This is a genomic window from Nocardioides sp., from assembly GCF_014360585.1.
Classification (GTDB): domain Bacteria; phylum Actinomycetota; class Actinomycetes; order Propionibacteriales; family Nocardioidaceae; genus Nocardioides.
In genome coordinates this window covers 1-22,742 of the sequence record NZ_JACIXG010000061.1, presented here as the reverse complement: position 1 = coordinate 22,742, position 22,742 = coordinate 1, and the positions used below count along the sequence as shown (strand labels likewise).

The following is a 22,742-nucleotide window of genomic DNA, read 5'->3' as shown; positions in this document are numbered from 1 at the left end:
GGTGAGTGTTCGTCTGGTGAGTGTTCACGTTCGCACGTCCGTTTCCGTGACTCGAAGTGTCGGAAAGATGCTCCTCAAGCCGGGACCGGTCGACGCGGACACGGAGTCGAGGAAGTTGCCCACGATCCGGTGACCGTCCTGGCTGCCATGGCTCTCGGGATGGAACTGGACACCGACCGCCAGCGCGCCGACCTCGATACCCATCACCACGCCGTCGTCGACGGCATTGGCCACCACTCGAAGGCTCGGGCCGGCGGTTGCGGGATCAACAGCCAGCGAGTGGTAGCGGGCGACCTTGGCCTCGGCCGGCACCCCGGCAAAGATCCCCGCACCCTCATGAACCACACCGGACACGTAGCCGTGCCTCGGGCGGTCGAGCTGCTCGATGGAGGCTCCGGCCAACAGGCCCAGCACCTGATGTCCCAGGCACACTCCCAAGACAGGCTTGGTCCTCATCGTCGCCAACGCCACCGGCACGTGGCACGACTGCGCTGGGTGCCCGGGTCCAGGCCCAAGGACCACGGCATCCGTGTGCGGGTCGGTGGCCGCTCGCAGAGCCGACTCGACACCTACCTTGTCCGGGCGGACCATCACCACCTCCGTACCGGGCCGCCGGGCTACGTAGTCGGCAAGCACGTGCACGAAACTGTCTCTGGCGTCGACCACGAGGACCCTCATGAGCACGTCCTGACCGCTTGCCGGGGGCCGGAGAGCTTGGTCTGCACTTCCTCCCACTCCTTCACCAAGGACGAGTCCCACAGCACCCCGCCGGCAGCTCTGATCCGGTAACCCTGCGGCAGCACTTCGACCATGCGGATACAGATGGCCGAGTCGAATCGACCGTCGGAGTAGGCGCAACCGACCACGCCCGCGTAGGCGCCTCGGGCCTCTGGTTCCAGGGCAGAGATGATCTCCATCGCCCGGAGCCGCGGAGCGCCCGTCATCGTCCCGGCAGGGAAGACCCTCCGCAGGGTTTCGAACGGGCCGCGGCTGCGGTCCAGTCGCCCTGCCACGTGCGAGGCGAGATGGAATACGTTCCCGTACGCCTCCACCTCGAACTCGCTGCGCACCTCGACAGACCCGTCGACACAGGTGTTCGCGATGTCGTCGCGACACAGGTCGAGCAGCATCAGGTGCTCGCCGAGCTCCTTGACATCCTCCTTGAAGAGAGCCAACGTCGCCGAGTCCAGCTCCTCCACACCGGACCGGCGCACCGTGCCGGCCAGCGGGTGAAGGTGCAGCTCCACCCCGTCGGACTTGGCGAAACACTCCGGACTCGCGCCCACCAGCGTCCGTCCGTCGCTCAAGGGCCACATGAACGCGTAAGGAACCTGCGAACGGCTCGTGAGCTCGTCGAACAAGGCCCGAGGACCGATCGAACCCTGATGACGGACGCTGTGACTCAACACGACCTGATAGGCATCGCCTTGGGCGATGTGGTCGGTCACCGCTTCGAAGGCGGCGCGGTAGGCATCTGCCGGTTCAGCGCCTGTCTCGGGCAGCGTGACAAGACCCACCGGCGTACGGGGCGGAGCCTGCGGCCGCTCGCGACTCCCGCCGTCCATGCTGACCTCGTGGACTGCTTCGGGAAGCACCAGCTCCGCGAGCAAGGTGTCCTCGGTGACCCCCGGAGGGTACGGGATCGAGTCATCGGCATGCGTGGCCTCGAACGCGAGGTGAAACAACACCGGTGTCTGCGTCGCGACCTCCCGGATGCCGGGGACCTCCAGCACAGCGTCGAACAGCATCCACGGCTGAGTCCTGAACCGTTCGCCCAGGGACCACCAGTCCCGGGTCAGCAGATGTTCGGGATCGAAGACCTCGAATCCGCCCACGAACACAGAAACACGAAGCCTCACCCCACGAGCAAGCAGGGTGGGCGTGCTCGACGTCTGATCGTGCAGCAACCAGGTGTCACGCAACTGCTCGCCCTCGAGCTGGGACCACGCGACCCGCTCGCCTGGACGCGTCATCGCGACGACCGTGAGTCGACGAGGCGAGCAGTCTTCCAGCTCGCCGTCGCGCCAGTCTTGGTGCGCGGGCTCAGTGAGTCGGTGAACTCCACCGTCAACGGCATCGCCAACAGCTCACCCAGTGCCTCACCGACTCCCGGCGTACGGTTCGCAGGATCGGGAACCAACAGCCGCAGCCGGGCCGCGGGCAGCTGGCTGGAGCCGGTGATGAGGACCTGGTAACCCAAGCACCCTTGGACGTCCTTCAACGCCAAGCGTTCCACGTCGTAGGCAGAGACCCGCCGACCGTCACCCGTCAAGACCTGGTCCGCCACCCGTCCGAGCACGGTGAGCCTCCGACCCGGATGCTCATGGCAAGGATCGGTCTCCAACGCAACCAGGTCACCGGTCCTGAACCGGATCATCGGGCGCAGCCCCGGAACCAGCGACGTCACCACCAGCTCACCCACTTGGCCGGCGGCAGGCGACCCGTCGTGCGGGTTCACCAACTCGAAGTGGTAGTTCAGCTCGTTCAGTCGCAGTGACCCGTCCGGCCAACCCGACGCGACGCACAGCGCCTCCTGGGACCCGTACATCGCTGGCGATACCCGTGCCCCGGGCCAGAACGACTCCGCATTCGACCGGAAGTCAGGCGTGGACAGCTCGCCCAACACCAAGAATCGCTTGATGGCGAAGTCTTGTGAGCTCAGTCCCGCGGCCGAGACGACCTCGGCCAGCTCGAGCACCATCGACGGCGCGCACACCACATGCGTCACCTGCAGCTGCCTCAGAATCCGCAATGCCTTCGACAGGCCCACGCGGGGAGAATCCGGCCAAAGCTTGACCTGTGGAACCCCCAGGGTGCGAGCCACCGACCCGAACACGTCGCCGAAGGCGTAGAGCTCGCTCGGGCCCATGATCGCCACCACAGCAGGGCGCCCGTCCTCGGCCAGCATCGATGTCCACGCGCGGACCAACGTGCGATTGCTGGCCCACACCTCCAGCTCTCCGCGAGGGCACGGCGTCGGCGGGCCGGTGGTGCCGGTCGTCTCGTAGTAGACCTCCGCCTCGGCGACGGAGCCAGCCAGGATGTCCATCCCGGCCTCGACCAGATCGGCCTTCGTGGTGAACTCGCCGGACCACTGCGGGCCCATCTGCTCGGCCCTCCGGGAGTAGAACACGGACTCGCGCGCGGTCAGCGCACGGACCTGCTCCAATCGCTCAGCTCGCCAAGATTCCAGGGCGGGCGAGCGCGGGTCCCCGTCCCAGCGGTTCTCCATGCTCTCCCACGCGCGCTTGAGAACCTCATGTCCTCGGTGCTTGGTTGAAGTCGCCACGCACCCACCGTGCCGACCCGGGGTTGCCTTGCGGTTTCCAGGCAATCACTCAGCCATACCGACGCTTAGCCCCGAACCGCCTCAGTCCTCGAGCCGGCGGGCTGCCGAGATCATGAGCCGGCCAGCTCCATGATGACCTGCGCCGTCTCCTCGGGGTGAGTGACCATCGGCCAGTGCCCCGTGGCCAGCGTGCGGTAGTCCCAGCCGAGCTGCTCCGTGGACACGTCCTCGACCGGGGGGTTCGTGACCAGGCATCGCACATACGCCGCGCGCACCGCGTCTGCGGTCAACGGCTCCTTGATCGCCGCCTGCGTGTACGTGGCGATCGGCTGCCCGGCCAGCCGCGGTCCCATCCACGCGAAGTCAGCATCGCTGATGCCATGCCCCGGATAGAGCTGGTCGAGCTGCTCTCGCGTGAACCAGGGGATCGCCCCATCCTGCGCCAGACCCGTCATGAACGTGGCCACACCGGACCCCATGACATCGAACCAAGACTTGTTGGGCCTCGGCAGGATCGCGTCGATGAAGATCAGTCGCCGGACACTGTGCGGTTGCCGCTCCAGTACGCCGGCAGCGACGTAGCCGGCGAAGGAGTGGGCGACCAGGGTCGCCTCGGTGAGATCAGACAGCACCTCGCAGACGTCCTCGACCCACGCGTCCAGGTCGACGGCTTCTGCTGGGGTGGCATCACCGCCCGTGGTGCGCAGCCGTGGCGTCACGGATTCAAACCCGTGGTCCGTCAACAATGGCGTGACCCGGTCCCACGCCCAAGGGCCGAGTCCGCTGCCACCGATGAGCACGATGGGGTTGTTGGCGTTCATGCGTTCACTCCTACGCGGTTGATGAAGTCGTCCAGGTCCGTGATGAACTCGGCAGCGGAGTCAAGCGAGGCGACGTGGCCGCCGCCGTCATGTGAGTACCAGCCGACGAGGTTGTTCTCTCGTGCAGAAACAGCACGCCCGGCGAAGTCTCCGCTGCCGAACACGCTCACCGCGGTCGGCACTCCCCCGGCGATGGCATCGACCTCTGCTGAGTCCATCGAGTAGATCCGCATACTGCTTCCGACGCTGCCAGTCAGCCAGTAGAGGGTCGCGTTGGCCAGAATGAAGTCCGTTCCGAGCCCAAAGTCGTCGCCGAGGTCGCCCTGCCACAGCTGGTACTTGTCGAGCTGCCAGGCGAGCAGTCCGACTGGCGAATCAGACAGCGCGTAGGCCAGCGAGTCCGGGCGACGGCTCTGCAGATGAAGGTATCCGCCGCTACCCCCCACGAACTCCCGCAGTCTGCCCCAGGCTGAACCGTCGTTCGCCCCTTCAGCCATGAAGCCCTTCAGACCTGCACTGACATGAACGCCGATGACCCGGTCAGGTGCGATCGCGCCGACCGCGCGAGCCACCACCGATCCCCAGTCCTGCCCATGGACGATGAACCGGTCGTGGCCCATTGCCGCCATCGCGTCAACCAAGAGCCGCGCGGTGTCGACGGCCGACCAAGGACCCAGCGGCAGCCGGGACGTACCGAATCCTGGCAGCGATGCCAGCACAACCTCGGACGCCAAGGCTTGTAGTGGCTCGATCACCCGGTGGAACGCGAGGAAGGAGGTCGGCCAGCCGTGCAGGAGCAGGATCGGGACTCGACCGGACCCGGGGAACCTGGCCACGTGCATGCCGCGGCCGTCGATGTCGAGAATGTCGTGGTCACCAAGTCCCGGACGCTGTGGTTGGGCGAGCCACCGCTCCCACTCGGAGACGAACCGTTCCACAGTCGATGCCGTGACACCGCGCGCCCGGCCATCGGCGGGTGGCAGCACCGGCCATCGCGTCTCGCTCAGACGACGACCGAGTGCCTCCATACCTGGCCCCCCACCGGGGAGGGCAGCCACGAGAAGTTGGTAGCATGCTGTCACGTTGCCCACGTTAGGAAACTGACAGGACCCTGTCAAAAGGAGAGCGTCATGACGGATGCCGATGTCGACGCGGCACTACACGCCATCTTCGATGCGAATCGGATCCTGCGCGAGGCAAGCGAACGAATCTCCGCAACCACAGGCCAAACACACTCCCGCCGGATGGTCCTCCAGACTGCCGGCGACGGCGCCACCGTGCCGGACATCGCCCGCAAGCTCGGCCTCCAACGCCAAAGTGTCCAGCGCGTGGCCGACGAGCTGGTCCGCGCAGGCCTGGCACGCTACGACGAGAATCCTCGCCACCGACGGTCGCCGCTGCTCGCCACGACCGCAGCCGGCACGGCCACACTAGCCACGATCCAGGCCATGCACCGCGGCTGGGTGGAGGAGATCGAGGCCGCCGCCGGCGAGGTCGATTGGGGCCGCCTTCGAGGGGAGCTCGACCGTATCGCGCGGGCTGTCGATGGCCTGCACCAGACACCTGAGTAGATCGCGGCGAGCCTCAGTACCGGCCCGGATCGCGCAGCGGGCCGCCGGCCGCGAGGTTGTCGAGGTTGGCGCACAGATCGTCGAGGTGTTGGTCGGGGAAGAAGTGGTCACCGCGGTATCCGGTCACTTCGAAAGGCCCGGTCGTGAGCTCGACCCACCGCTTGACCCCCTCGGGGTCGACGTCCCTGTCCTCGAGTCCGTAGCTGGCAGAGATCGGGCAGCTCACCGGCTCCAGGCCAGGCGCGTAGGTCTCGGCCAGAGCGAAGTCCGCACGCAGAACGGGCAGGAACATCGCCCGCAGCGATGGCTCTGCGAACACCTCCGGCGGCGTTCCTCCCAGCGTGCTGATCGCTGCGGCAAAGCTCTCGTCGTCGAGCTCGTGCCTCACGAGAGCGGGTGGTTGAACCGGGGCTTCAGCCGCTGCGACCCCGAGCCCGTCGACCTCGACGCCGCGTCCCTGCAGCTCCTTCACGGCAGCATGGGCGACGTAGGCGCCCAGACTGTGGCCATGCAGCAGGAGCCTTCCACGAGCGGCGAGTGTCTCCAGCTCGTCGCACAACGGGCCGATCAGCTGTGAGATGCGCGAGGAAAGGGGTTCGCCCAGGCGCCTCTCCCGGCCAGGGAGCACGACCGCCATCGCGCGATGTGGACTGCTGAGCCTGCCCACGAAGCTGTACGCGCCGCGGCCGGCGGGCGGAAAGACCACGACCGTGGTCCCCGCCCGCCCGCCGGATATCTCATGCAGGAACCTTGCCCGCATCCGCCCGATTTCCCCTCAGAACCAGTGCCGCGCTTACGGCCGCAACCACGAGGATGCCTGTGGACACCCACATGGAGCTTCCGATGGTGCTTTCGTCGAAGGCTCCGTTCGTGCCCACCCCCAAGGCGATCGCCGTCAAGGTGGCCAGACCGATCGCCTGGCCCAGCTGCCCGAGTGTGGTGACGATGCCCGAACCCAGTCCAGCGTCTTGCATGGTGAGGTTCGTCAGTGCCGCGGTCTGTGCGGCGGGGAAGGTCACGCCGCCGCCGAGACCGACGAGGATCATGCCCGGCAAGAGACCTTCCCAGAAGCCGTCGCCGAAGGGGCGCGAGGCCAAGAGCGCCATGCCGACAGCAGCCACGCACAGGCCCGTCACCATGACGCCGCGGACGCCGACTGTGGGCATCCTCTTGATGGCCTGCTGGATGCCGATCATGAACACGATGCAGTAGGGCACCCACGCGAGTCCGTTCTGCAAGGGCGAGTAGCCCAGCAGCGCCTGCATGTACAGGACCAGCAGGAAGAACATGCCAGCGGTCGCTGCGTTGAGCAGGCCCAGACCTACGTAGCCCGCCGCCCGGACACCGTCCTGGAGGAAGCTCAGTGGCAGCAGCGGCGTCGAGGACCGGGCCTGCAGCATGACGAAGGCTGCCAAGAGCGCCAGCCCGACGAGCAGCGGGGTGAGGGTGGCACCCGACACCAGGCCGTGCTCGGCGATCTGGAGGATGCCATGCACCAGCGACACGGTGCCTCCGGTGACCAGCAGGGCGCTCAGGGGTCCGTCGGAGATCTTGCCCTGCATCTTCGACTCGGCCACCAGCCCGAAGACCAGCACTGCCGGGATGATCGCCAGGGGCACGTTGATCCAGAAGATCCAACGCCAGCTGATGAGGTCGACCAGCACCCCGCCCAAGAGCACGCCGGCTACGGACCCCAGGCCGGACAGTCCGCCCCAGATGCCGAAGGCCTTCTGGAGTTCCTTGGGGTCGGCGAACGTCAGGGCGATGATGCCCAGCGCCGCCGGCGCCGCGAGGGCCTCGGCGACACCCTGAAGAACCCTCGCGCCCAGCAGGACCTCGGCAGAGGTCGACGTGGCAGCGACGACGGAGGCCACGCCGAACATGAGAGCACCGGCGACGAACACCTTGCGTCGTCCGATGACATCCCCGAGTCGACCACCCATCAGGAGGAGACCTCCCGCTGCCAGGAGGTACCCGTTGACCACCCAGGTGAGCATGGCGTTGGACATCTCGAGGTCGTCACGGATCGACGGAAGCGCGACATTCACGATGGTCGCGTCCAGGAAGATGATGAACTGAACGACGGCGAGTACCCACAGGATCGTCCATCGCTTCGGGTTCGGCGTGTTCTCACTCCCCCGCTCCGCCTTCTGCGCATCCACCGTCGTGTCATCGTTCGGCGAGCTCACGTTGTCTCCTTTGTTGGCAGGCTTTGAGCCCGCGAAATTGCGTACACGCCGACACCATCAGCGAGGTCGGTTACGAATCGGTTAGTGATCCGGCAGCGACCGACGCCGGGCCCACCGCCCCTTTACTCCGGCTGGTCTAGGAATGGCCCCGGAGGTGGTGCAGATGTCCGATGTTCTGAGTCCGATAGGTGTTCACCAGACAGATGTGGCCCGCGACGAACCGCTCGCAGGGCTGCTCGGCGCCGAAGTACGTCGAGCGCGCTCGGCGGTTCCGTTGGTGGCCTCGACGTCGATCGGGCACCCCGAGATGCGGGCGCTGGCCGGCTCCGAGTTCGGTGACTTGACCACGGAGGGTTACCCAGGCGCGCGGTTCCACCCCGGATGTGAGGTCTTCGACCGAGTCGAGGAACTGGCCCAAGCCCGTGCTTGCTCGGCTTTCGGAGCGTCCTTCGCGAACGTGCAGGTGCACTCGGGATCCACGGCGAACCAGGCCGCCACGGCCGCGCTGGTCAGTCCTGGTTCACGGGTGCTGTCCATGGCTCTGAAGGCCGGCGGTCATCTGTCGCACGGCGCGAGAGCGTCACAGACCTCACGCTGGTTCGAGTACGTCCACTACGACGTCGACCGCGAGGGCCTCCTGGACTATGACCAGATCCGTGCTCAAGCACGGGAGGTGCGGCCGGCTCTCATCATCTGTGGCGCGAGCTCGTATCCACGGCGGATCGACTTCGCAGCGTTCTCAGACATCGCACGAGAAGTCGGGGCTTTCCTCATCGCGGACATCTCCCACATCAGCGGACTCGTGGTTGCTGGGCAGCACCCGTCCCCCATCCCCCACGCGGACCTCGTCACCACGAGCACCTACAAGCAGCTCGCAGGGCCTCGCGGGGGACTGATCCTGGGCGGGTCGGACGTGGCAGACGCTCAGGCCTTGCACCAGCAGGTCAACCAGGCCGTCTTCCCAGGTCTCCAGGGCACTCCGAACGGCGCATCGGTCGCAGCCAAAGCGTGGGCGCTCGGCTATGTGACCAGCCCCGAGTTCCGCGCGATCGCCGTCCGTATCGTCGAGCTGGCACGTATCGTCGCCGACCGGCTGGCCGGCCACGGTCACCACATCGTGACGTTCGGAACCGACACGCACATGGTGCTGGTCGACACCTCGGCGGCCGGACTTTACGGCTTGGAGTCCGAGCGGTCGCTCGAGGAAGCCGGGATCCTGGTCAACCGCAACGCCATCCCCCACGATCCCCGGCCACCCAGTCGACCCAGCGGGATCCGACTGGGGCTTAACAGCCTTGCCCAGCTCGGCGCCTCAGACGCCCAGGCAGTTCTCGTCGCGGACATGGTCGCGACGGTCCTCGCGGCCCTGAGACAGGCAGAGGCTCGCCAGCTGCGGCGAACGATCGAAACGACCCGCACCCAAGCGGCAACGCTGATGGCGCAGCTGTGGACCAGGTACGCAGAAACCACTTCGGAGAAAGGCGTACTGGCATGACCGCGACGAACGACTCGTTTCCCCTCACCGCCACACAGGAGGCCTACCTGGTCGGGCGCAGCACGGGCGTCGACTTCGGCGAGGTCGGTTGCCAGGGCTACTGGGAGTGGCGACGCCCCTACCAGCCAGGTGATGAAGACAAGATTCGCGACGCCTGGAACACGGTCGTGGAGCGGCATCCGTCGCTACGAACGGTGATCGCCGGCGACCGCTCGTCACAGAAGACGCTCCCCCCGGGATCCCCGTGGACCTTCACCTTCAACGACTGGTCCCAGCTCTCGCCCGACCAGGCCGAGGAAAACCTGACCCAGCTACGAGACCACTTGTCGCATCACACGTTCGACGCCAACACGTTCCCCCTGTGGGACGTTCAGGTGTCGTTGATGCCAGACCAGAACGCCCACATCCACTTCAGCCTGGACCTGCTGATCGCCGACGCGTGGAGCTACTACCAGGTGCTGGTCCCGGAGTTCGCAGCTCTCCTGTTGGACCAAGACCTGCCGGCGGTGCCCGACGCGTCGTTCCGGGACTGGGTCCTGGCACATGAACGTGCCACCCACGAGTCAGCGTCTTGGCGACGAGCAGAGCAGTACTGGGTCGACCGCCTGCCGAGTCTTCCCCCCGCTCCGCAACTGCCTCGAGGATCGGGCGAGGGCACGGAGTTCACGCGCTTGGAGGATGCGGTGGACGCTCACGGCTGGGCCGTGATCCAGAAGACCGCCAGCGGTCGACGGGTCGCCGGCACAGCGCTCGTCGCAGCAGCACTCGGTGAGGTGCTGCGCCGATGGGGTGCGGGCGAGAGGTTCGTCATCACGGTGCCCACCTTTGTGGCATCGCGTGCGTCCGAGGCGTACGCGGGAGTGGTGGGCGACTTCACCAGCACGATCCTTCTAGAGGTCGACGGGTCCGGCGACTCGTTCGCGACGCGTGCCCAGACAGTGCAACGGCAGCTGTGGAGCGACTTGCCCCACTCGGCGTTCAGCGGCATCCACGTCGCTCGCGAGATGGCGCGTGCCTCGGGGGCCACGCAGGTGAGCTTCCCGTTCGTGCTCACCAGCCTGCTCGGCCAACCCCCGCGCCGGTACCACACCGACCTGGGTGTCTCGACCTACACCAACACCAAGACACCGCAGGTGAGCGTCGACGTACAAGTGGCTGAGGTCGACGGCGCCTTGGCCTGGAGCTGGGACTTCCGGCGAAGCGCCTTTCCAGATGGTCTGATCGAGGACATGTTCACCGAGTTCGGTCGTGTCTTCCGTGACCTGTCACGAGACGACATCTGGGCCAGCAGCGACTGCATCGCCCAGCTCCCGCCGCACCAGGCGGCCGCCCGGGCACGCGCGAACAGCACGGCCGGGCCCGTGCCAGGCAACACCTTGGGTGAGTCGTTCTGGAGCCAGGTCGAGTCCCGACCCACGGCAACGGTGCTGGTGAGCGAAACCGGCACTCCCCTGACCTACGCCGAGCTGGCTCGAGCTGCCAGGAACGTCGCCGGAGCTGTCGCCGAATCCGCCCTCGATGACGGCCCGGTCGCGATCGTGCTACCGAAGCAGGCCGCGCAGTTCATCGCGGCGCAGGCGGCGAACTACGCCGGCCGCACGTTCGTCGCCCTGGACCCGGACCAACCTCTGACCCGCTTGCAGCGTGCACTCGACTCGGCGCGCCCCGCTCTCGTCATCGCCGACGAACCCCTGGCTTCAGCCCTCACCTCGCTCACGCAAGCCCCCGTGCTCAACGTGACCCAAGCCCAGGCGCACGAGCCTCTCCAGACCGCGGCCACTCCCCCCGAGGCCTGCTACGTCGTGTACACCTCCGGCACGAGCGGGCAGCCCAAGGGCGTCGTCGTGGGGCAAACCGGGGTGGCGAACGCGGTCGCCCACAAGAGTGAGATCGGCAAGATCGACCACACCGATGTCGCCTACGCCGTCTCCCCCTTCCACTTCGACCTGGGCATGTTCGAAGCGCTCGGCATGCCCGCCCTCGGCGGCACGGTGGTTGTGGCACCGCCGTTCGTTGACCCTCTGCGGTGGCTCGACGACGTCCAACGCGAACAGGTCACGGTGTGGAACTCCACCCCGGCGCTGTTGAGCCTGCTGCTCGACGCAGCCGAATCCCAAGGAGAGACCCTCACCAGCCTTCGTACGGTCATCCTCGCGGGCGATCGGATCCCGGGGAACCTGCCCAGCCGGCTGGCGCGGCTGGCACCCGACTCACGCCTCATCGCGTCGGGGGGCCCAGCTGAAACCTGCGTGTGGTCGGTCTACTATCCCGTGCCCGTCGACTTCCCGGCGTCGAGCCCCTCGGTTCCCTACGGGCTGCCCATGCGCAATCAGCGTTACCTGTTGCTGGACCCCCTCGGCCGTGAAGTGCCCGACTGGGTCGAAGGCGAGATGGTCGTCGAAAGTGAGGTCGGGCTGGCCGAGGGGTACCTGAACCTCCCCGACCAGACCGCAGAGAAGTTCTCGCACACGGCCACCCCCGGCACCCGTCGGTACGCCACAGGAGACATGGGACGCTGGAGGCCGGACGGACTCATCGAGATCATGGGCCGCAAGGACTTCCAGGTCAAGGTCAACGGCGTACGCATCGAGCTGGGTGAAGTGGTCGAAGCACTCAAGACCCTGCCCGAGGTCTACGACGCGGTGGTGGTGCAAGCAGGCGACGCCTCAGAGTCACCCCTGGTCGCCTTCGCGAAGAGCGACAACGTCGGGATGAGCGAGATCGCCATGAAGACCCACGCGTCGAACCTGCTCCCGCGCGCAGCGGTGCCGGCAAGGATCATCGCGGTTCCGCAGTTCCCGCTCACCCCGAACGGGAAGGTGGACATCCTGACCCTGCAAGCGACCGCAGCCGAGGCCATCGCGGCCGCGGCGTCCCAAGACGATGGATCCGTCGAGCGCGATGCCATCGAGGTCGTCTTGTCGGCTTGCTGGCTGAGTCTCCTCGGGCACCGGATCGGGCGCGACGACAACTTCTTCAACGTCGGAGGCACCTCGTTGGACGTGGCGAAGGCGACGATGCGGTTCAGCTCCTTGACCGAGTTCGACGTCGACGCCCGGACGATGTTCATCCACCCCACCGTCAGGTCAGCGGCCCGCGCCCTCTTGGAGCGCCACGGCCAGGAGATGCTCAACCGGTGCAAGCTCATCACCAACGCCTAGCCGTACTCGGCCATCACGTTGGTGACAGTCGGGCGGGGCCTCCTGGAGCTGGAAGCATCAGAACACGGCCGCTCAGGCTGCATGACTCGACAACCACCCGATCGAGCGGCAGCCCGAATTGGCGCGTATCCTGATGCCAGGGAGGTCCCGCATGTCGAATGCACGGTTGACGCTCGCCTCACATGCCCTGTGTTGGCTCGAGTACTGGCGCCGCGAGGGCAAGGAGTTCCTCACGTCCGACAAGCTCGCCAAGAGCCTTGGAAGTAACCCGGTCTCAGTCCGCAAGGTTCTCGGCGGCGTGCGAGACGCAGGCATCCTGCGTACCGGGCGCGGTCCTGGATCTGGCTGGGCGTTGGCACGCCCCGCCTCGGAGATCACGCTCTTGGACGTGCACAGCGCGTTGGGCCTGTCAGGACCCTTCGACCTTCACGCCTCGCCTCCGGACTTCAGCTGCCCGGTCGGCGGCGGCATCAGCCAGACGCTGACGGCCGTCTACGGTCTGGCTGAGCTGCGCGTGGCCGAAGTGCTCCGCGAGGTCACCATCGAGCTCATGCTCGAAGACATCCTTCGAGTCAACCAAGGTGGCGAGTCCATGGCTGCCCAGATCCTCACCAAGGAGTCCGGGCAGCCATGGCTGGCCCCGCTGTCCGGTTAGGACCTTGGGGTCAAGGTCGCGGTCAGATTGTCGGGGATGAAGAAGCCCCCCTCCGCGACCGACAAGGGTTCTTCGGAGAGCTGCAGGTCGAACTCCGTGGTCAGCGCTGAGAGAGCCAGCGTCGCCGAATGGATGGCGAACTGGCGGCCGATGCACATTCGAGGACCCGTACCGAACGGCTTGTAGATGTGCGCCGGGCGCGCCTTCACCTCGTCGGGCAGGAACCGGGAGGGCCGGAACTCGTGTCGGTCCGGCCCCCAGGCCTCGTCGTGGTGCAGAGCTCGGGTCAGCACCGCGGCCCATCCGCCCTTGGCCACCTGGTGGACGCCGCCGACGGTGGTGTCCTCCTTCGCGACCCGCAAGAACGCCGGTGTGGGCGGCCACAGACGCAGCGTCTCGTCTATCACCCGCCGCAAGGCCCGCAGCCTGGGCACTTCGGCGAATGTGGGGCTCTGCCCTTCGAGCACCTCTGCGGCCTCCTGCCTCACCTCCTGGAGGACCTCGGGGTGGGAGTAGAGGTACATCAACGCGAACGAGATCAACGAGGCAGTGGTGCCGTACCCGGCCACCATGAAGGTGGTGATCTGGTAGCGCACGTTCTCCTCAGGGAGTGTCCGCCCCGTCTCCGGGTCCACGTTCCTCAACATCGCGTCCAGCAGGTCGCGCTGCTCGTGGTGGGGGTTGCCCTTGCGTTCTTCGATGACGGCGTCGACCGTCTTGTTGAGCAGCCGCACCCAACCCTCGAAGTCCTCCCGCCGCTGCTCCTGCAGGTCCGGGGGCAACACACTGAACATCAGCGCCTCGACCATGGCATCGACGTAGGGGTGACGGCCGGCCTCAGGCCCCATCGTCCCGAAGTCGTAGCCGAAACCGGCACGCCCGATGATGTCGAGCGAGAGCTTCGTGGACTCGCCGCCCACGTCGACGGGTTGGCGCTGCTCGTGCCAGTAGGCGATGAACTTCTCCACCGACTCCCGCATCGGCTCGTGGTAGCGGGCCAGGGCCTCCTTCGAGAACGCCGGCAGCAGAACTCGGTGCGCAAGACCCCAGTTCTCTTCGTCGTTGCGCGCGGTGAAGAGCCCATCTCCGGTGATCGGTCTGAATGCCTCCATCCCGAAGCCCGCGAACTTTTCGAACCGGCTGTCGTCGAACAGGTCCTTGCACACGTCCGAACCCGATGCGACGACCATGCCGAATCCTGGCGCCTGGGTCTCGAAGATGGGCCCCAGCTCCTGAGACCAGCTGAACAGCTTCTGCATCGGCTTGACGAAATCCGAGTTGGGAGCGTCGAGCAGCTCCGGGTCTCTGCCCGGAGGGTGCGGGATCGTCCCCATGTTCCATTCTTCGAGCATCGATCTTCTCCTCCTTGTTGGTCAGCGATCGCGTTCGCTGAAGCTCTCTTCGGCCAAGAGATCGTGTCCGCCCAGTTCGGCGTAGTGCTGAAGCAGGCGGGCAAGACGAGCCATGCGCACGGCCATGCGCCGCAGCATCTCCATCCCCTCGGTGTCCTCGAGCACCTCACCCGCGGCATCACCGAAGAGCACCGGCGGGAATCCCGCGCCAGGCAGGATCATCCGGTTGAGCAGGAGATGCTGGAGCAGATAGTTGTAGGTCTCGACGTGGGAGTAGCGCCGGCCGGTGACGAACGCCCCGCCAACCTTGTTGGTCAGCACTCTGTCGAAGCGCAGGTGTCCGGTGCCGATGCGCTCGATGAAGGTCGGCAACGTCGGGCTGGGCCCGAACCCGTGCACCGGTGCCGAGAAGATCACCCCATCGCAGGCAGCGAGCTTCGGGATCAGGCCGGGAAGTGCGTCATCGACCTCACACGGCGAACTGCGGAAGTTGCAGTCACCGCAGGCTCCGCACGGTCGCAGGTCCATGTCCCAGACATTGACGACCTCGAGGTCCACGCCTTCTTCGGAGAGGACCGTCTCGAGGAACCCGTAGGCGTGGGCCCCGTTGCCCTCAGCACGCTCGGACCCGTTGATCCCGATGAACTTGATCCGCTCACGTTGCTTGGCCATGGTCGCAGCATGTGGAGGCTCGGTAAGGTCTCGGTTAACCCCTCCGTCAGCGTCCGCTCTGGCCGTTGACCACGCCGCAAGAGTGTCGCTCCAGGAGGTCATGATGCACGTCGTTTTCTACCGAAACCTCAATCTCGGTCACGCCGGGTCGCCGAACCGAGAGCAGTTGGAGGGTGCCCTCAAGGCGGGCGGTGCCGCGCAGGTGAAGTCGTTCCAGACCAACGGAACGGTGTTGTTCAAGGCTGAGGATCCCGAGGGCGTTGTGGCTGCGGCCGCCGGTGAGTTGGTGGCTGTGGCGGGGTACGCCGACGCAGCCATCGTCAGGCCGCTCGCGGATCTCGAAGGTCTCCTGGCCCTGGGGGTGTTCGAGAAGCACGAGTCGCCCCGCACCTACCGCGAGACCGTGACGTTCTTCCAGGGCGGGAAGAAGCCGAGTTGGTCGATGCCGTGGACCAACTCCAAGGACGACGTCGACGTGCTCCACATCGGAGACGGGATCGCCTTGAGCCTGATCCGCAAACCCCGCAACTCCGCAGGGAGTCCCACCTTCGAGCTGGAGCGGGCCACGGGTGGAGTGGCCACGACGAGGACCCGTGGCTCCATCGACCGGCTGTTGAAGGCGGCAGCAACTTGGAGGTAGTCCGGCCCGCGGTGTGCCTGCTCGCCCTCCCAGCAGCGCGGCACTCGACCGCCGGGGCAACGCAACGCGACCGAGAGCTGGCTTCGAAGTTCACCGACCCCGAGGATGCCAAGTCGTTCTTGACCTCGAGGTGGCTGACAGGCGAAGCGGCCAGTCGTGTGCTCGACGTGCCGGCTCCACATGTCCTGATCACGCGGGAATGCACTCAGTGCGGCTCGACGGCGCACGGCCAGCCCCGAAGTGGCGACCTGTGGTTGTCGGCCACGCGTCGCCGGAGCCTGGTCGCCGCGGCAGCCGGCAGTGTTCGAGTCGCTGTGGATCTGGAACCCGTGGGGGCCGGAGCCGATGTTCCGGACTCCTGCTTGACCCGCCGGGAACGCGATGCGGACGCCTTGGGTCGGCTTCGGCTGTGGACACGCAAGGAGTGTCTTGTGAAGCTGGGAATGTGCAGCGTCGACGACTTCGGGGTCGTCAGCGCTGGAGAACCTCACCTGGACGACGTGCAGGTGGGTGCAGTGCGGCTGAGCTCACACCTGGTCCAGCCGCAGGCAGGGCAGCCCCACGTGGTGACGGTCGCCTCGCTGGGCCCACGGCCCCCCATCCCAGAGTTCGTATCCCACTGAGATGGGGGCGACGCTCAGCCTCAGCCCACTCGGACCGCCGGGGCGAACCGGATGGGCAACGAGGTGAGTCGATGCACGGTGATGGAGTTCAGCCAGACCAGGTCCTCGGCTCGGGCATCGAGCCGCAAGTCCTCGAGCCGGTCCAGAGTGCGCCGGAATGCGACCTCGCCCTCCAACCTCGCCAACGGCGCGCCCAGGCAGAAGTGCGTCGACTTGCCGAAGCTCAGGTGCGGGTTCGGCTTCCTGGCCACGTCCAGCCGCGCGGGGCACTGGATCACCGCCTCGTCGTGGTTGGCCGTGGGCAAGGCGATCGCCACGTGCTCGCCCGGTGCGATCGTCGCTTCACCGATGCTGACTTCTGAGCGGGCGAAGCGGTAGGTGATCGCAGAGACCGGGGAGTCGAACCGCAACAGCTCCTCCACGAGCAGTGTGGTCGACTCGGCGTCACGGTCGGCCAGGGCCCGGCTGAGCTGCTCGGGGTGGCTCAACAGCGCCAACAGGCCGTTGGCCAACAGGTTGACCGTCGTCTCGTAGCCGGCAGACAGGAAGAGGAAGGTGTTCGAGCGAGCCTCGACCTCGCTGAGGCGGCCCTCGTCAACGGCGCGAGCCATGGTCGTCATCACGTCCGCGCGGGGCTCGACGCGGCGCCTGGCCAGCAGCTCCCCGGAGAAGTCGTAGAACCACGTACCGGCGGTGAAGATGGCGCTTTGGTCCCCGTCGTTTCCCACCCCGGTGATGACCGAGGCGTTGGCCTCGAAGTCCGCCTGATCGGTCTCCTCCACACCCAGAATCCGACTGATCACCGCGATCGGCAACGGCAGCGCAACCGAGGTCACGTAGTCGGTTCTTCCTGCTTCGATGAACTTGTCGATGAGTCCGTCGACGAAGGTGGTCATCCACGGCCGAAGGGGCTCCACGTTCTTACGTGTGAAGGCGTCGTTCAACACGCTCTTCATGCGCCGGTGATCCTCGTCGTCGGCGAAGAGAATGTGCTGTGCGAGCGGGAAGTCACCCGCCAAGGACAGAAACCGCCTGATCGTCGGATCGGCAGCCTCAGCGCTGCGGACCAGGTCGCGGTGCGAGAGCACGGCATCGACCGCCCGATGCCCGACGGCGAGCCAGCTGGGCATCCCGTCCGGGAGGATCACACGCACGCAACCCTCGGTGATCCCCGTCTTGGCGTAGATGGTCTGGGGCGAGGCAAAGTCGGTGCTCTCAAGCTTTACGACAGTCGGCTGCTCGGTCATTCGTCCCTCCAATTCGCTGGAGAGACCACCGTCGCAACACGCGGTTACGCCCCGAGAAGCAAGGCCTCATACGCATTAACCGTGGCTCGCGTCGTGGCGTCACACACTGGCGGGACGAGACGACTCGAAGGGAATCTCACATGCGCGAAGACATGGATCTCGACCGGGCGAACGCTTGCCGAATCTACGACACACTGATCGGAGGTGGCAATCTCTCCGAGGCTGACCATTCGGCCTACGGGCGACTCCTGGAGATCAATCCCGGAACCCCGTTCGTGGCCCGGGAGAACCGCGACTTCATGCTCAGAGCCTGCCGGACGCTGGCCAGTCAGCACGGGGTGCGGCAGTTCCTGGACCTGGGCTGCTCCTTCCCCACCCTCGACACGCCAAACCTGCACGAGGTCATCGCCGAGCACCAGCCCGAGGCCCGGGTGCTGTACGTCGATGTCGAACCCGAGGTGGAACAGGCGTGGGACCTCGTCGTCGCGGGGCTCCCGGCGGTGGGCTTCATCCGTGGCAACGTGTCCGATCCCCGTGGCACGCTCGAGGCTGCCAGGGCGGCCGGGGTACTGAACTTCGACGAGCCGATCGCCGTCGTCCTGACTGGCGTCCTTCCGTTCGTGCCCACCGACACCGACCCCTGGGCGGCCGTTGCAGCGTTCCGAGACAGCTGTGCAGACGGCAGCCACCTCGTGCTGTCACACGCCCTGACCTCGGAGGACTGGCCGGCGGGAGCCGAAGAGGTGCTCAGCATGTATCGCGAGCACATCCAGCCGATGTTCCCCAGATTCGAGCGGGACGTGCTGCGCTTCTTCGACGGCTACCGCCTCCTCGAGCCGGGTCTCGTCTCCACCCCGGCCTGGCGGCCTGACACCCCACCGGACCCGGACCTCGTAGCGTTCAAGCGTGCGGTCGCGGGGGTGGGGATCAAGGAGCCTTGCCCGCGGTAGAACCCCCGCCTTGAACGAAAGGCACGCGCGGAGCCCTTCCGCGCGTGCCTTCGTCATGCTCGGCCCGCTAATCGCTTCCCGGCGAGAACTCCGCCAATGCCGCCGCCTTGAGGCGCAACGCGATTCCCGCCGCGGTCGGATCGTCGTACATCTCACTCATCCGCAACGACACTCCGAGGTCCGATCGAGCCGCGGCGACGGTCCTGGCCAGGATCAAGGAGTGGCCGCCCTCGTCGAACAGGTTCGCCGTGCGCGACACCGAGCGCTGCAAGAGCATGTCCCACAGTTCCAACACCCACCGCTCGAGCTCGGCCAGATCGTCATCCACAGGGCTCTCGTCCTCAGCGGCCACACCTGTTGAGGCCTCGGTGCCGACCTCCAGGTCCCATGATGAGGCAGCGCTTGATGAGGCAGCGCTTGATGAGGCAGCGCTTGATGAGGCAGCGCTCGCTTTGGCAGCAGCGATGACCGCGAGTCTGTCGACTTTGCCGTTCGGGGTCAGGGGCACGGCGTCAGCGGTCACGGTCACCACATCAGGCCGGATCGCGCGTGGCATCCTCGAGAAGGCCGCGTGGAGCGCGCTCGGGTCCGGGGACCCCTTGACCAGGAGATAGACACGCTCTCCGTCGCATGCAGCGGCTGCCGGTCCGGCCCCTGCCACCGCGGACGCGATCGTCTCGTACTCCCCCAGCTCCACCCGGTGGCCGCGCACCTTGACCTGTTCGTCCGAGCGTCCCAGGAACACGACCTGGCCGTCGACGACCTTCGCCTGGTCGCCGGTGTCATACCAGCGCACACCCTCAGCCACGACGAACTTCTCGGCGGTGAGCGCGGGCTGTTCCCCGTACCCGTGTGCCAACGCCGGGCCACCGATCAGTACGCGTCCGACCTCTCGGGGCGCCACGGGTTCGGTGCGCGAGGAGCTGACGAGGCGGACAACGTATCCCGGCAGAGGTGTCCCGATGGGCGGGTCGGCGGCGAGGTCATCACGCAACCGGAACTGAGTCGCCCAGATCGTTGCTTCCGTGGGCCCGTACACGTTGCGGGCGTCACGGCTGCGGAGCAACAGCTCCTTGGCCATGGACAGACCCAGTCGCTCGCCGCCGACGATGACCCGGGCGACCTTCGACTCCGGGCCCCACCCCTCAGCGAAGAGCGCCGCCATCATGCTTGGCGTCCCATGGACGACGTCGACATTGCCGCGACGGATCTCGGCGACCGCGTCCGAGACTCCGCCGAGTCCGTGCCCACCCTCGGGGAAGACGATGCTCGCCCCACAGACCAGCGGGAGCAGGAGCTCATCGATGGAGATGTCGAAGGTAGGGCTGGTCAGAGCCAGCATTCGTTCGCCAGCTCGTACGAACTCCGCCTTCGACGCCGCGCGGACATGCTCAGCCAGCGCTTCACGTCCCACCCACACCGCCTTCGGCTCTCCTGTGGACCCCGAGGTGAACATCGCGTATGCCCGCTCTGGGGACAGCTTCGGCTCAGTCCCGCTGTTCATGCGAGGTGCTACTCGTAGCCCGTCGGCACCGGAGCCGATCTCCACGTCCGTTCGTGCCTTGCTCCTGATCGCCTCGACGCGACTGTCGGGCAGAGAGTCGCTGACCGGGACGTAGGCGACCCCCGCCGCGAGGCATCCCAGCAGGGCCACGACGAGGTCCGGCCCATGCTCAGCAGTCACCAACGCCGTCGCAGCACCGCACTCGAGCAGTTCCGCCCGCAGGCGCGCCACCCGATCGGCGACCTCGGTGTAGGTGAGGCGAACCTGGCCTCGTTCGACAGCGATCTGCTCCCCCATCTCATCCACCGATCTGAGGAACAGTTCGTCGACGTCGACGGCGGGTTCGGCATCCACCGTCCCCAAGTCCGCGCCCGAACCCCGGCGCCCCAGATCACCTACGGACCCACCGCACGCCACGTCGCTCAATGCTTGGACGAGGTCGTCACCGATCTGCTCGATGAACTTGGTGGTGAACATCGATTCTGCGTAGTCGATGCGCAGGTCGACGTCCCCGGTGGGGGTGTTCGCCGCCGTCACCTGGAACGGAACCCTGGCGGTGTCGTTCATCACGGGGCGCGGTGCCATGCTCGCCCCACCTGCCAAGGACAAGGGCTGCGAGTCCGCGGCGTCAGTGGTCACCAGCACGTTGTAGAGAGGATTCAGGCCCCCCTCACGGCGTGGGCTCAGGGCACGTACCAATGACGAGAACGGAACCTCGTGCTCGACGTTCCCGCTGGCCGGGCCGGCTGCGACTCGCGCCAACGCGGCCGAAGCCGATTCCGTCGGGTCGAGCTCGACCCGAATCGGAAGGCTGTCGGCGAAAGGGCCCACCGTCGAGGACAACCGAGCAGACCTGCGCCCGGACACCGACAGGCCCACGACTGTGTCCCACTCACCGCTGTAGCGACCGCAGACGGCCGCCACCGCCAACATCAACAACGCCGACGGTCCAGCCGACTCCCGGCCCGCAGCTGCGATGGACTCCGCCCACGCCGTCTCGTCCACGCGGAACGAGCGATGGCCACCACGAAACCGGGAAGCGTCGTTCCTCGAGGGCCGATCCGGTGGGAAGTGGGCCGGAGTGGCCGAGCCCAGGTGCTCTCGCCACCAGGTCAGGGCCTGTTCGCTGAGTTCCTCGTCGGTGGAGACCGTTCCGGCGTGAACCAGTCCCCGGAAATGGTCGGACGTCTCGATGGCTCGCCCGTTGTACCGCGCACAGATCTGCTCAGCCACGGTGGCGATCGACTGACCGTCGGCCACCACGTGATGGGTCTTGACCACCAGCGAGGTCGACACGGCACCGTCGGGTGCTCGTGAACCTGCGTCGGGTGCCTGCAGCACCCACGCCTTGGTGCACGGTCCGGCGTGGGGGTCGATCGGCTCCGATGCGATGCGGCGTGTCCAGGTGTCGAGGTCGACGTCGCGGACGACCTCGACTTCGGCCGCCGCCACCAGGTATGACTCGCTGCCTTCAACAGTGGACCGGTATGCGGTGTTGAGCACAGGGTGGGCCTTCAGCGTCTCCTCGACAGCTCGCGCCAGCAGGTCCACGTCGACCGCACCGTTCACGTCGAACGCCGTCGTGAGCGTGTAGGGGCTCAGCGGCGCCGCCTCTGCCTCGCTGGCGAGGATCGCCTCCTGGGTCGGGGTCACGGGCACCACGGAGCCTGGATCATCCAGCGTGGTTTGCGGTTCGATCCCGAACGCACTACGACGGTCATCGAGTGACTTGCTTTCCCACCGCTGCAGAAAGTCCATGCTGGTCTCCTAGGTGGCTGAAGTCGTTGACGACGTCAGCCCTAGTCTCGTGCGGATGTGAGTCGCCAAACCGGCCGGATCTGTGGTGCAGAAGTAGTGATCACCTGTGGGCAGCACGGACAGGCTCACCGGACTGCCCAGCCGTCCCCAGTCGCCGTACCGGTCCTGGAAGCCCTCGGTCGCGGGGTCTGCCCCGCCCACCACGCAGTGGACCGGCACATCCAACGGCACGGGAGGGTGCTCGAGGTCGGTGAGGTACATCCGGACCATCTCCTGCAGGTCGTGCCGCACAACCTTCAAGATGCGAGTGATGTCCGAGTCGTCCAAGACCCCGTCGAATCCGCCCAGGCCACGCATGTGGCCCAGCAGCAGCGCATCGTCACCGTCCCTGACCAGCGCCATCGATGCGTGCGGATCGCGGTCTGGCAGCGCCGCTCCCATGAACACCGCGTCCAGTCGAATCCCATCGCGCCGCATCGCCCGGGCGAGCCGATCTGCGGTTGCGCAGCCGGCACACTGTGCGTACACGGCCGTGGGCATCTCCGGCAGCTGACTGAGCTCCGCCGCCACTTGGTCGGCCACCTGGGAGATGGGCAGCATGGGTGACCCGTCGGCCAGGTCGTGCCCCGGCAGATTCACCGACAAGACCTCCACGGCATCGCCGAGCTGGTCGGCCAACGGCTGATAGGCGATCGCGTTCCCACCGCCGTAAGGCACGCACACCAAACGAACCTCCGCCGTTGTGTCGGCGAGGGACAGACGTACCAACCGCTTCAGGTGGCTGGTGGAGCCGTCGGTGTCGAGGTAGCTCGCGA

General features: G+C 66.7%; 18 protein-coding genes. 6 read left to right on the top strand and 12 right to left on the bottom strand.

What is annotated here, in order from left to right:
• Window positions 1–24: 24 nt before the first annotated feature.
• The 5 genes from H5T77_RS18325 to H5T77_RS18305 all read right to left on the bottom strand — a co-directional run bounded on the left by H5T77_RS18325 (window position 25) and on the right by H5T77_RS18305 (window position 5,138).
• Window positions 25–678 (bottom strand): anthranilate synthase component II, encoded by a 654-nt coding sequence (locus tag H5T77_RS18325; protein ID WP_292651653.1) that lies wholly within the window; start codon window positions 676–678, stop codon window positions 25–27.
• Window positions 675–1,973 carry a chorismate-binding protein gene (locus H5T77_RS18320; RefSeq protein ID WP_292651652.1) on the bottom strand — a complete coding sequence of 433 codons (1,299 nt, stop codon included), beginning with the start codon at window positions 1,971–1,973 and terminating at the stop codon, window positions 675–677. Before H5T77_RS18320 ends, H5T77_RS18325 begins: the two co-directional genes overlap by 4 nt.
• On the bottom strand, window positions 1,970–3,289 hold the full coding sequence (locus H5T77_RS18315; RefSeq protein WP_292651650.1) for a phenylacetate--CoA ligase family protein: 1,320 nt from the start codon (window positions 3,287–3,289) through the stop codon (window positions 1,970–1,972). Before H5T77_RS18315 ends, H5T77_RS18320 begins: the two co-directional genes overlap by 4 nt.
• Before the next feature lie 110 nt (window positions 3,290–3,399).
• A complete protein-coding gene (locus tag H5T77_RS18310; protein ID WP_292651648.1) occupies window positions 3,400–4,110 on the bottom strand; it encodes an alpha/beta fold hydrolase in 711 nt (236 codons plus the stop codon).
• Entirely contained in the window at window positions 4,107–5,138 is a 1,032-nt protein-coding gene (locus H5T77_RS18305; RefSeq protein WP_292651646.1) for an alpha/beta fold hydrolase, read from the bottom strand. The genes H5T77_RS18310 and H5T77_RS18305 overlap by 4 nt, the downstream gene beginning before the upstream one ends.
• Window positions 5,139–5,240: 102 nt before the next feature.
• Between H5T77_RS18305 and H5T77_RS18300 the strand changes: the two genes are divergently transcribed.
• Window positions 5,241–5,681, top strand: a complete 441-nt coding sequence (locus H5T77_RS18300; protein ID WP_292651644.1) for a MarR family transcriptional regulator — start codon at window positions 5,241–5,243, stop codon at window positions 5,679–5,681.
• Between the two features lie 13 nt (window positions 5,682–5,694).
• On the opposite strand, the gene H5T77_RS18295 is transcribed toward H5T77_RS18300, so the two are convergent.
• Together H5T77_RS18295 and H5T77_RS18290 are read right to left on the bottom strand one after the other, a co-directional pair.
• Window positions 5,695–6,387, bottom strand: coding sequence for a thioesterase II family protein (locus H5T77_RS18295; RefSeq protein ID WP_292651642.1), 693 nt, complete (start codon window positions 6,385–6,387; stop codon window positions 5,695–5,697).
• Window positions 6,388–6,418: 31 nt separating this feature from the next.
• Window positions 6,419–7,870, bottom strand: a complete 1,452-nt coding sequence (locus H5T77_RS18290) for an MFS transporter (RefSeq protein ID WP_292651641.1) — start codon at window positions 7,868–7,870, stop codon at window positions 6,419–6,421.
• Between the two features lie 205 nt (window positions 7,871–8,075).
• Here H5T77_RS18290 and H5T77_RS18285 point away from each other — a divergent pair, with 205 nt between their 5' ends.
• The 3 genes from H5T77_RS18285 (at window position 8,076) to H5T77_RS18275 (ending at window position 13,181) form a co-directional block, all read left to right on the top strand.
• Window positions 8,076–9,365: a serine hydroxymethyltransferase gene (locus H5T77_RS18285; protein ID WP_292651639.1), complete on the top strand. Its 1,290-nt coding sequence runs from the start codon at window positions 8,076–8,078 to the stop codon at window positions 9,363–9,365.
• Window positions 9,362–12,526, top strand: coding sequence for an amino acid adenylation domain-containing protein (locus H5T77_RS18280; RefSeq protein WP_292651637.1), 3,165 nt, complete (start codon window positions 9,362–9,364; stop codon window positions 12,524–12,526). The genes H5T77_RS18285 and H5T77_RS18280 overlap by 4 nt, the downstream gene beginning before the upstream one ends.
• A 151-nt stretch (window positions 12,527–12,677) precedes the next feature.
• Entirely contained in the window at window positions 12,678–13,181 is a 504-nt protein-coding gene (locus H5T77_RS18275) for an Rrf2 family transcriptional regulator (RefSeq protein ID WP_292651635.1), read from the top strand.
• On the opposite strand, the gene H5T77_RS18270 is transcribed toward H5T77_RS18275, so the two are convergent.
• A complete protein-coding gene (locus H5T77_RS18270; RefSeq protein ID WP_292651633.1) occupies window positions 13,178–14,533 on the bottom strand; it encodes a cytochrome P450 in 1,356 nt (451 codons plus the stop codon). The two genes, H5T77_RS18275 and H5T77_RS18270, sit on opposite strands and share 4 nt — an antisense overlap.
• Window positions 14,534–14,554: 21 nt before the next feature.
• Window positions 14,555–15,205, bottom strand: a complete 651-nt coding sequence (locus tag H5T77_RS18265; protein WP_292651631.1) for a flavodoxin family protein — start codon at window positions 15,203–15,205, stop codon at window positions 14,555–14,557.
• A gap of 103 nt (window positions 15,206–15,308) precedes the next feature.
• Between H5T77_RS18265 and H5T77_RS18260 the strand changes: the two genes are divergently transcribed.
• Complete coding sequence (locus H5T77_RS18260; RefSeq protein ID WP_292651630.1) at window positions 15,309–15,845, top strand: DUF1697 domain-containing protein; 537 nt, start codon at window positions 15,309–15,311, stop codon at window positions 15,843–15,845.
• Window positions 15,846–16,488: 643 nt separating this feature from the next.
• Here the strand turns inward: H5T77_RS18260 and H5T77_RS18255 are convergent.
• Complete coding sequence (locus H5T77_RS18255) at window positions 16,489–17,715, bottom strand: cytochrome P450 (protein ID WP_292651629.1); 1,227 nt, start codon at window positions 17,713–17,715, stop codon at window positions 16,489–16,491.
• A 140-nt stretch (window positions 17,716–17,855) separates the two neighbouring features.
• Between H5T77_RS18255 and H5T77_RS18250 the strand changes: the two genes are divergently transcribed.
• Window positions 17,856–18,665 carry an SAM-dependent methyltransferase gene (locus H5T77_RS18250; RefSeq protein ID WP_292651627.1) on the top strand — a complete coding sequence of 270 codons (810 nt, stop codon included), beginning with the start codon at window positions 17,856–17,858 and terminating at the stop codon, window positions 18,663–18,665.
• 67 nt (window positions 18,666–18,732) lie between these two features.
• Here the strand turns inward: H5T77_RS18250 and H5T77_RS18245 are convergent, their stop codons facing one another.
• The gene (locus H5T77_RS18245; protein WP_292651625.1) at window positions 18,733–21,828 is read right to left on the bottom strand and encodes an AMP-binding protein; all 3,096 of its coding nucleotides are present in this window, start codon (window positions 21,826–21,828) and stop codon (window positions 18,733–18,735) included.
• A 108-nt stretch (window positions 21,829–21,936) separates the two neighbouring features.
• Window positions 21,937–22,742: thioesterase II family protein (locus H5T77_RS18240; protein ID WP_292651624.1), on the bottom strand; the 806-nt coding region annotated here is incomplete at its 5' end.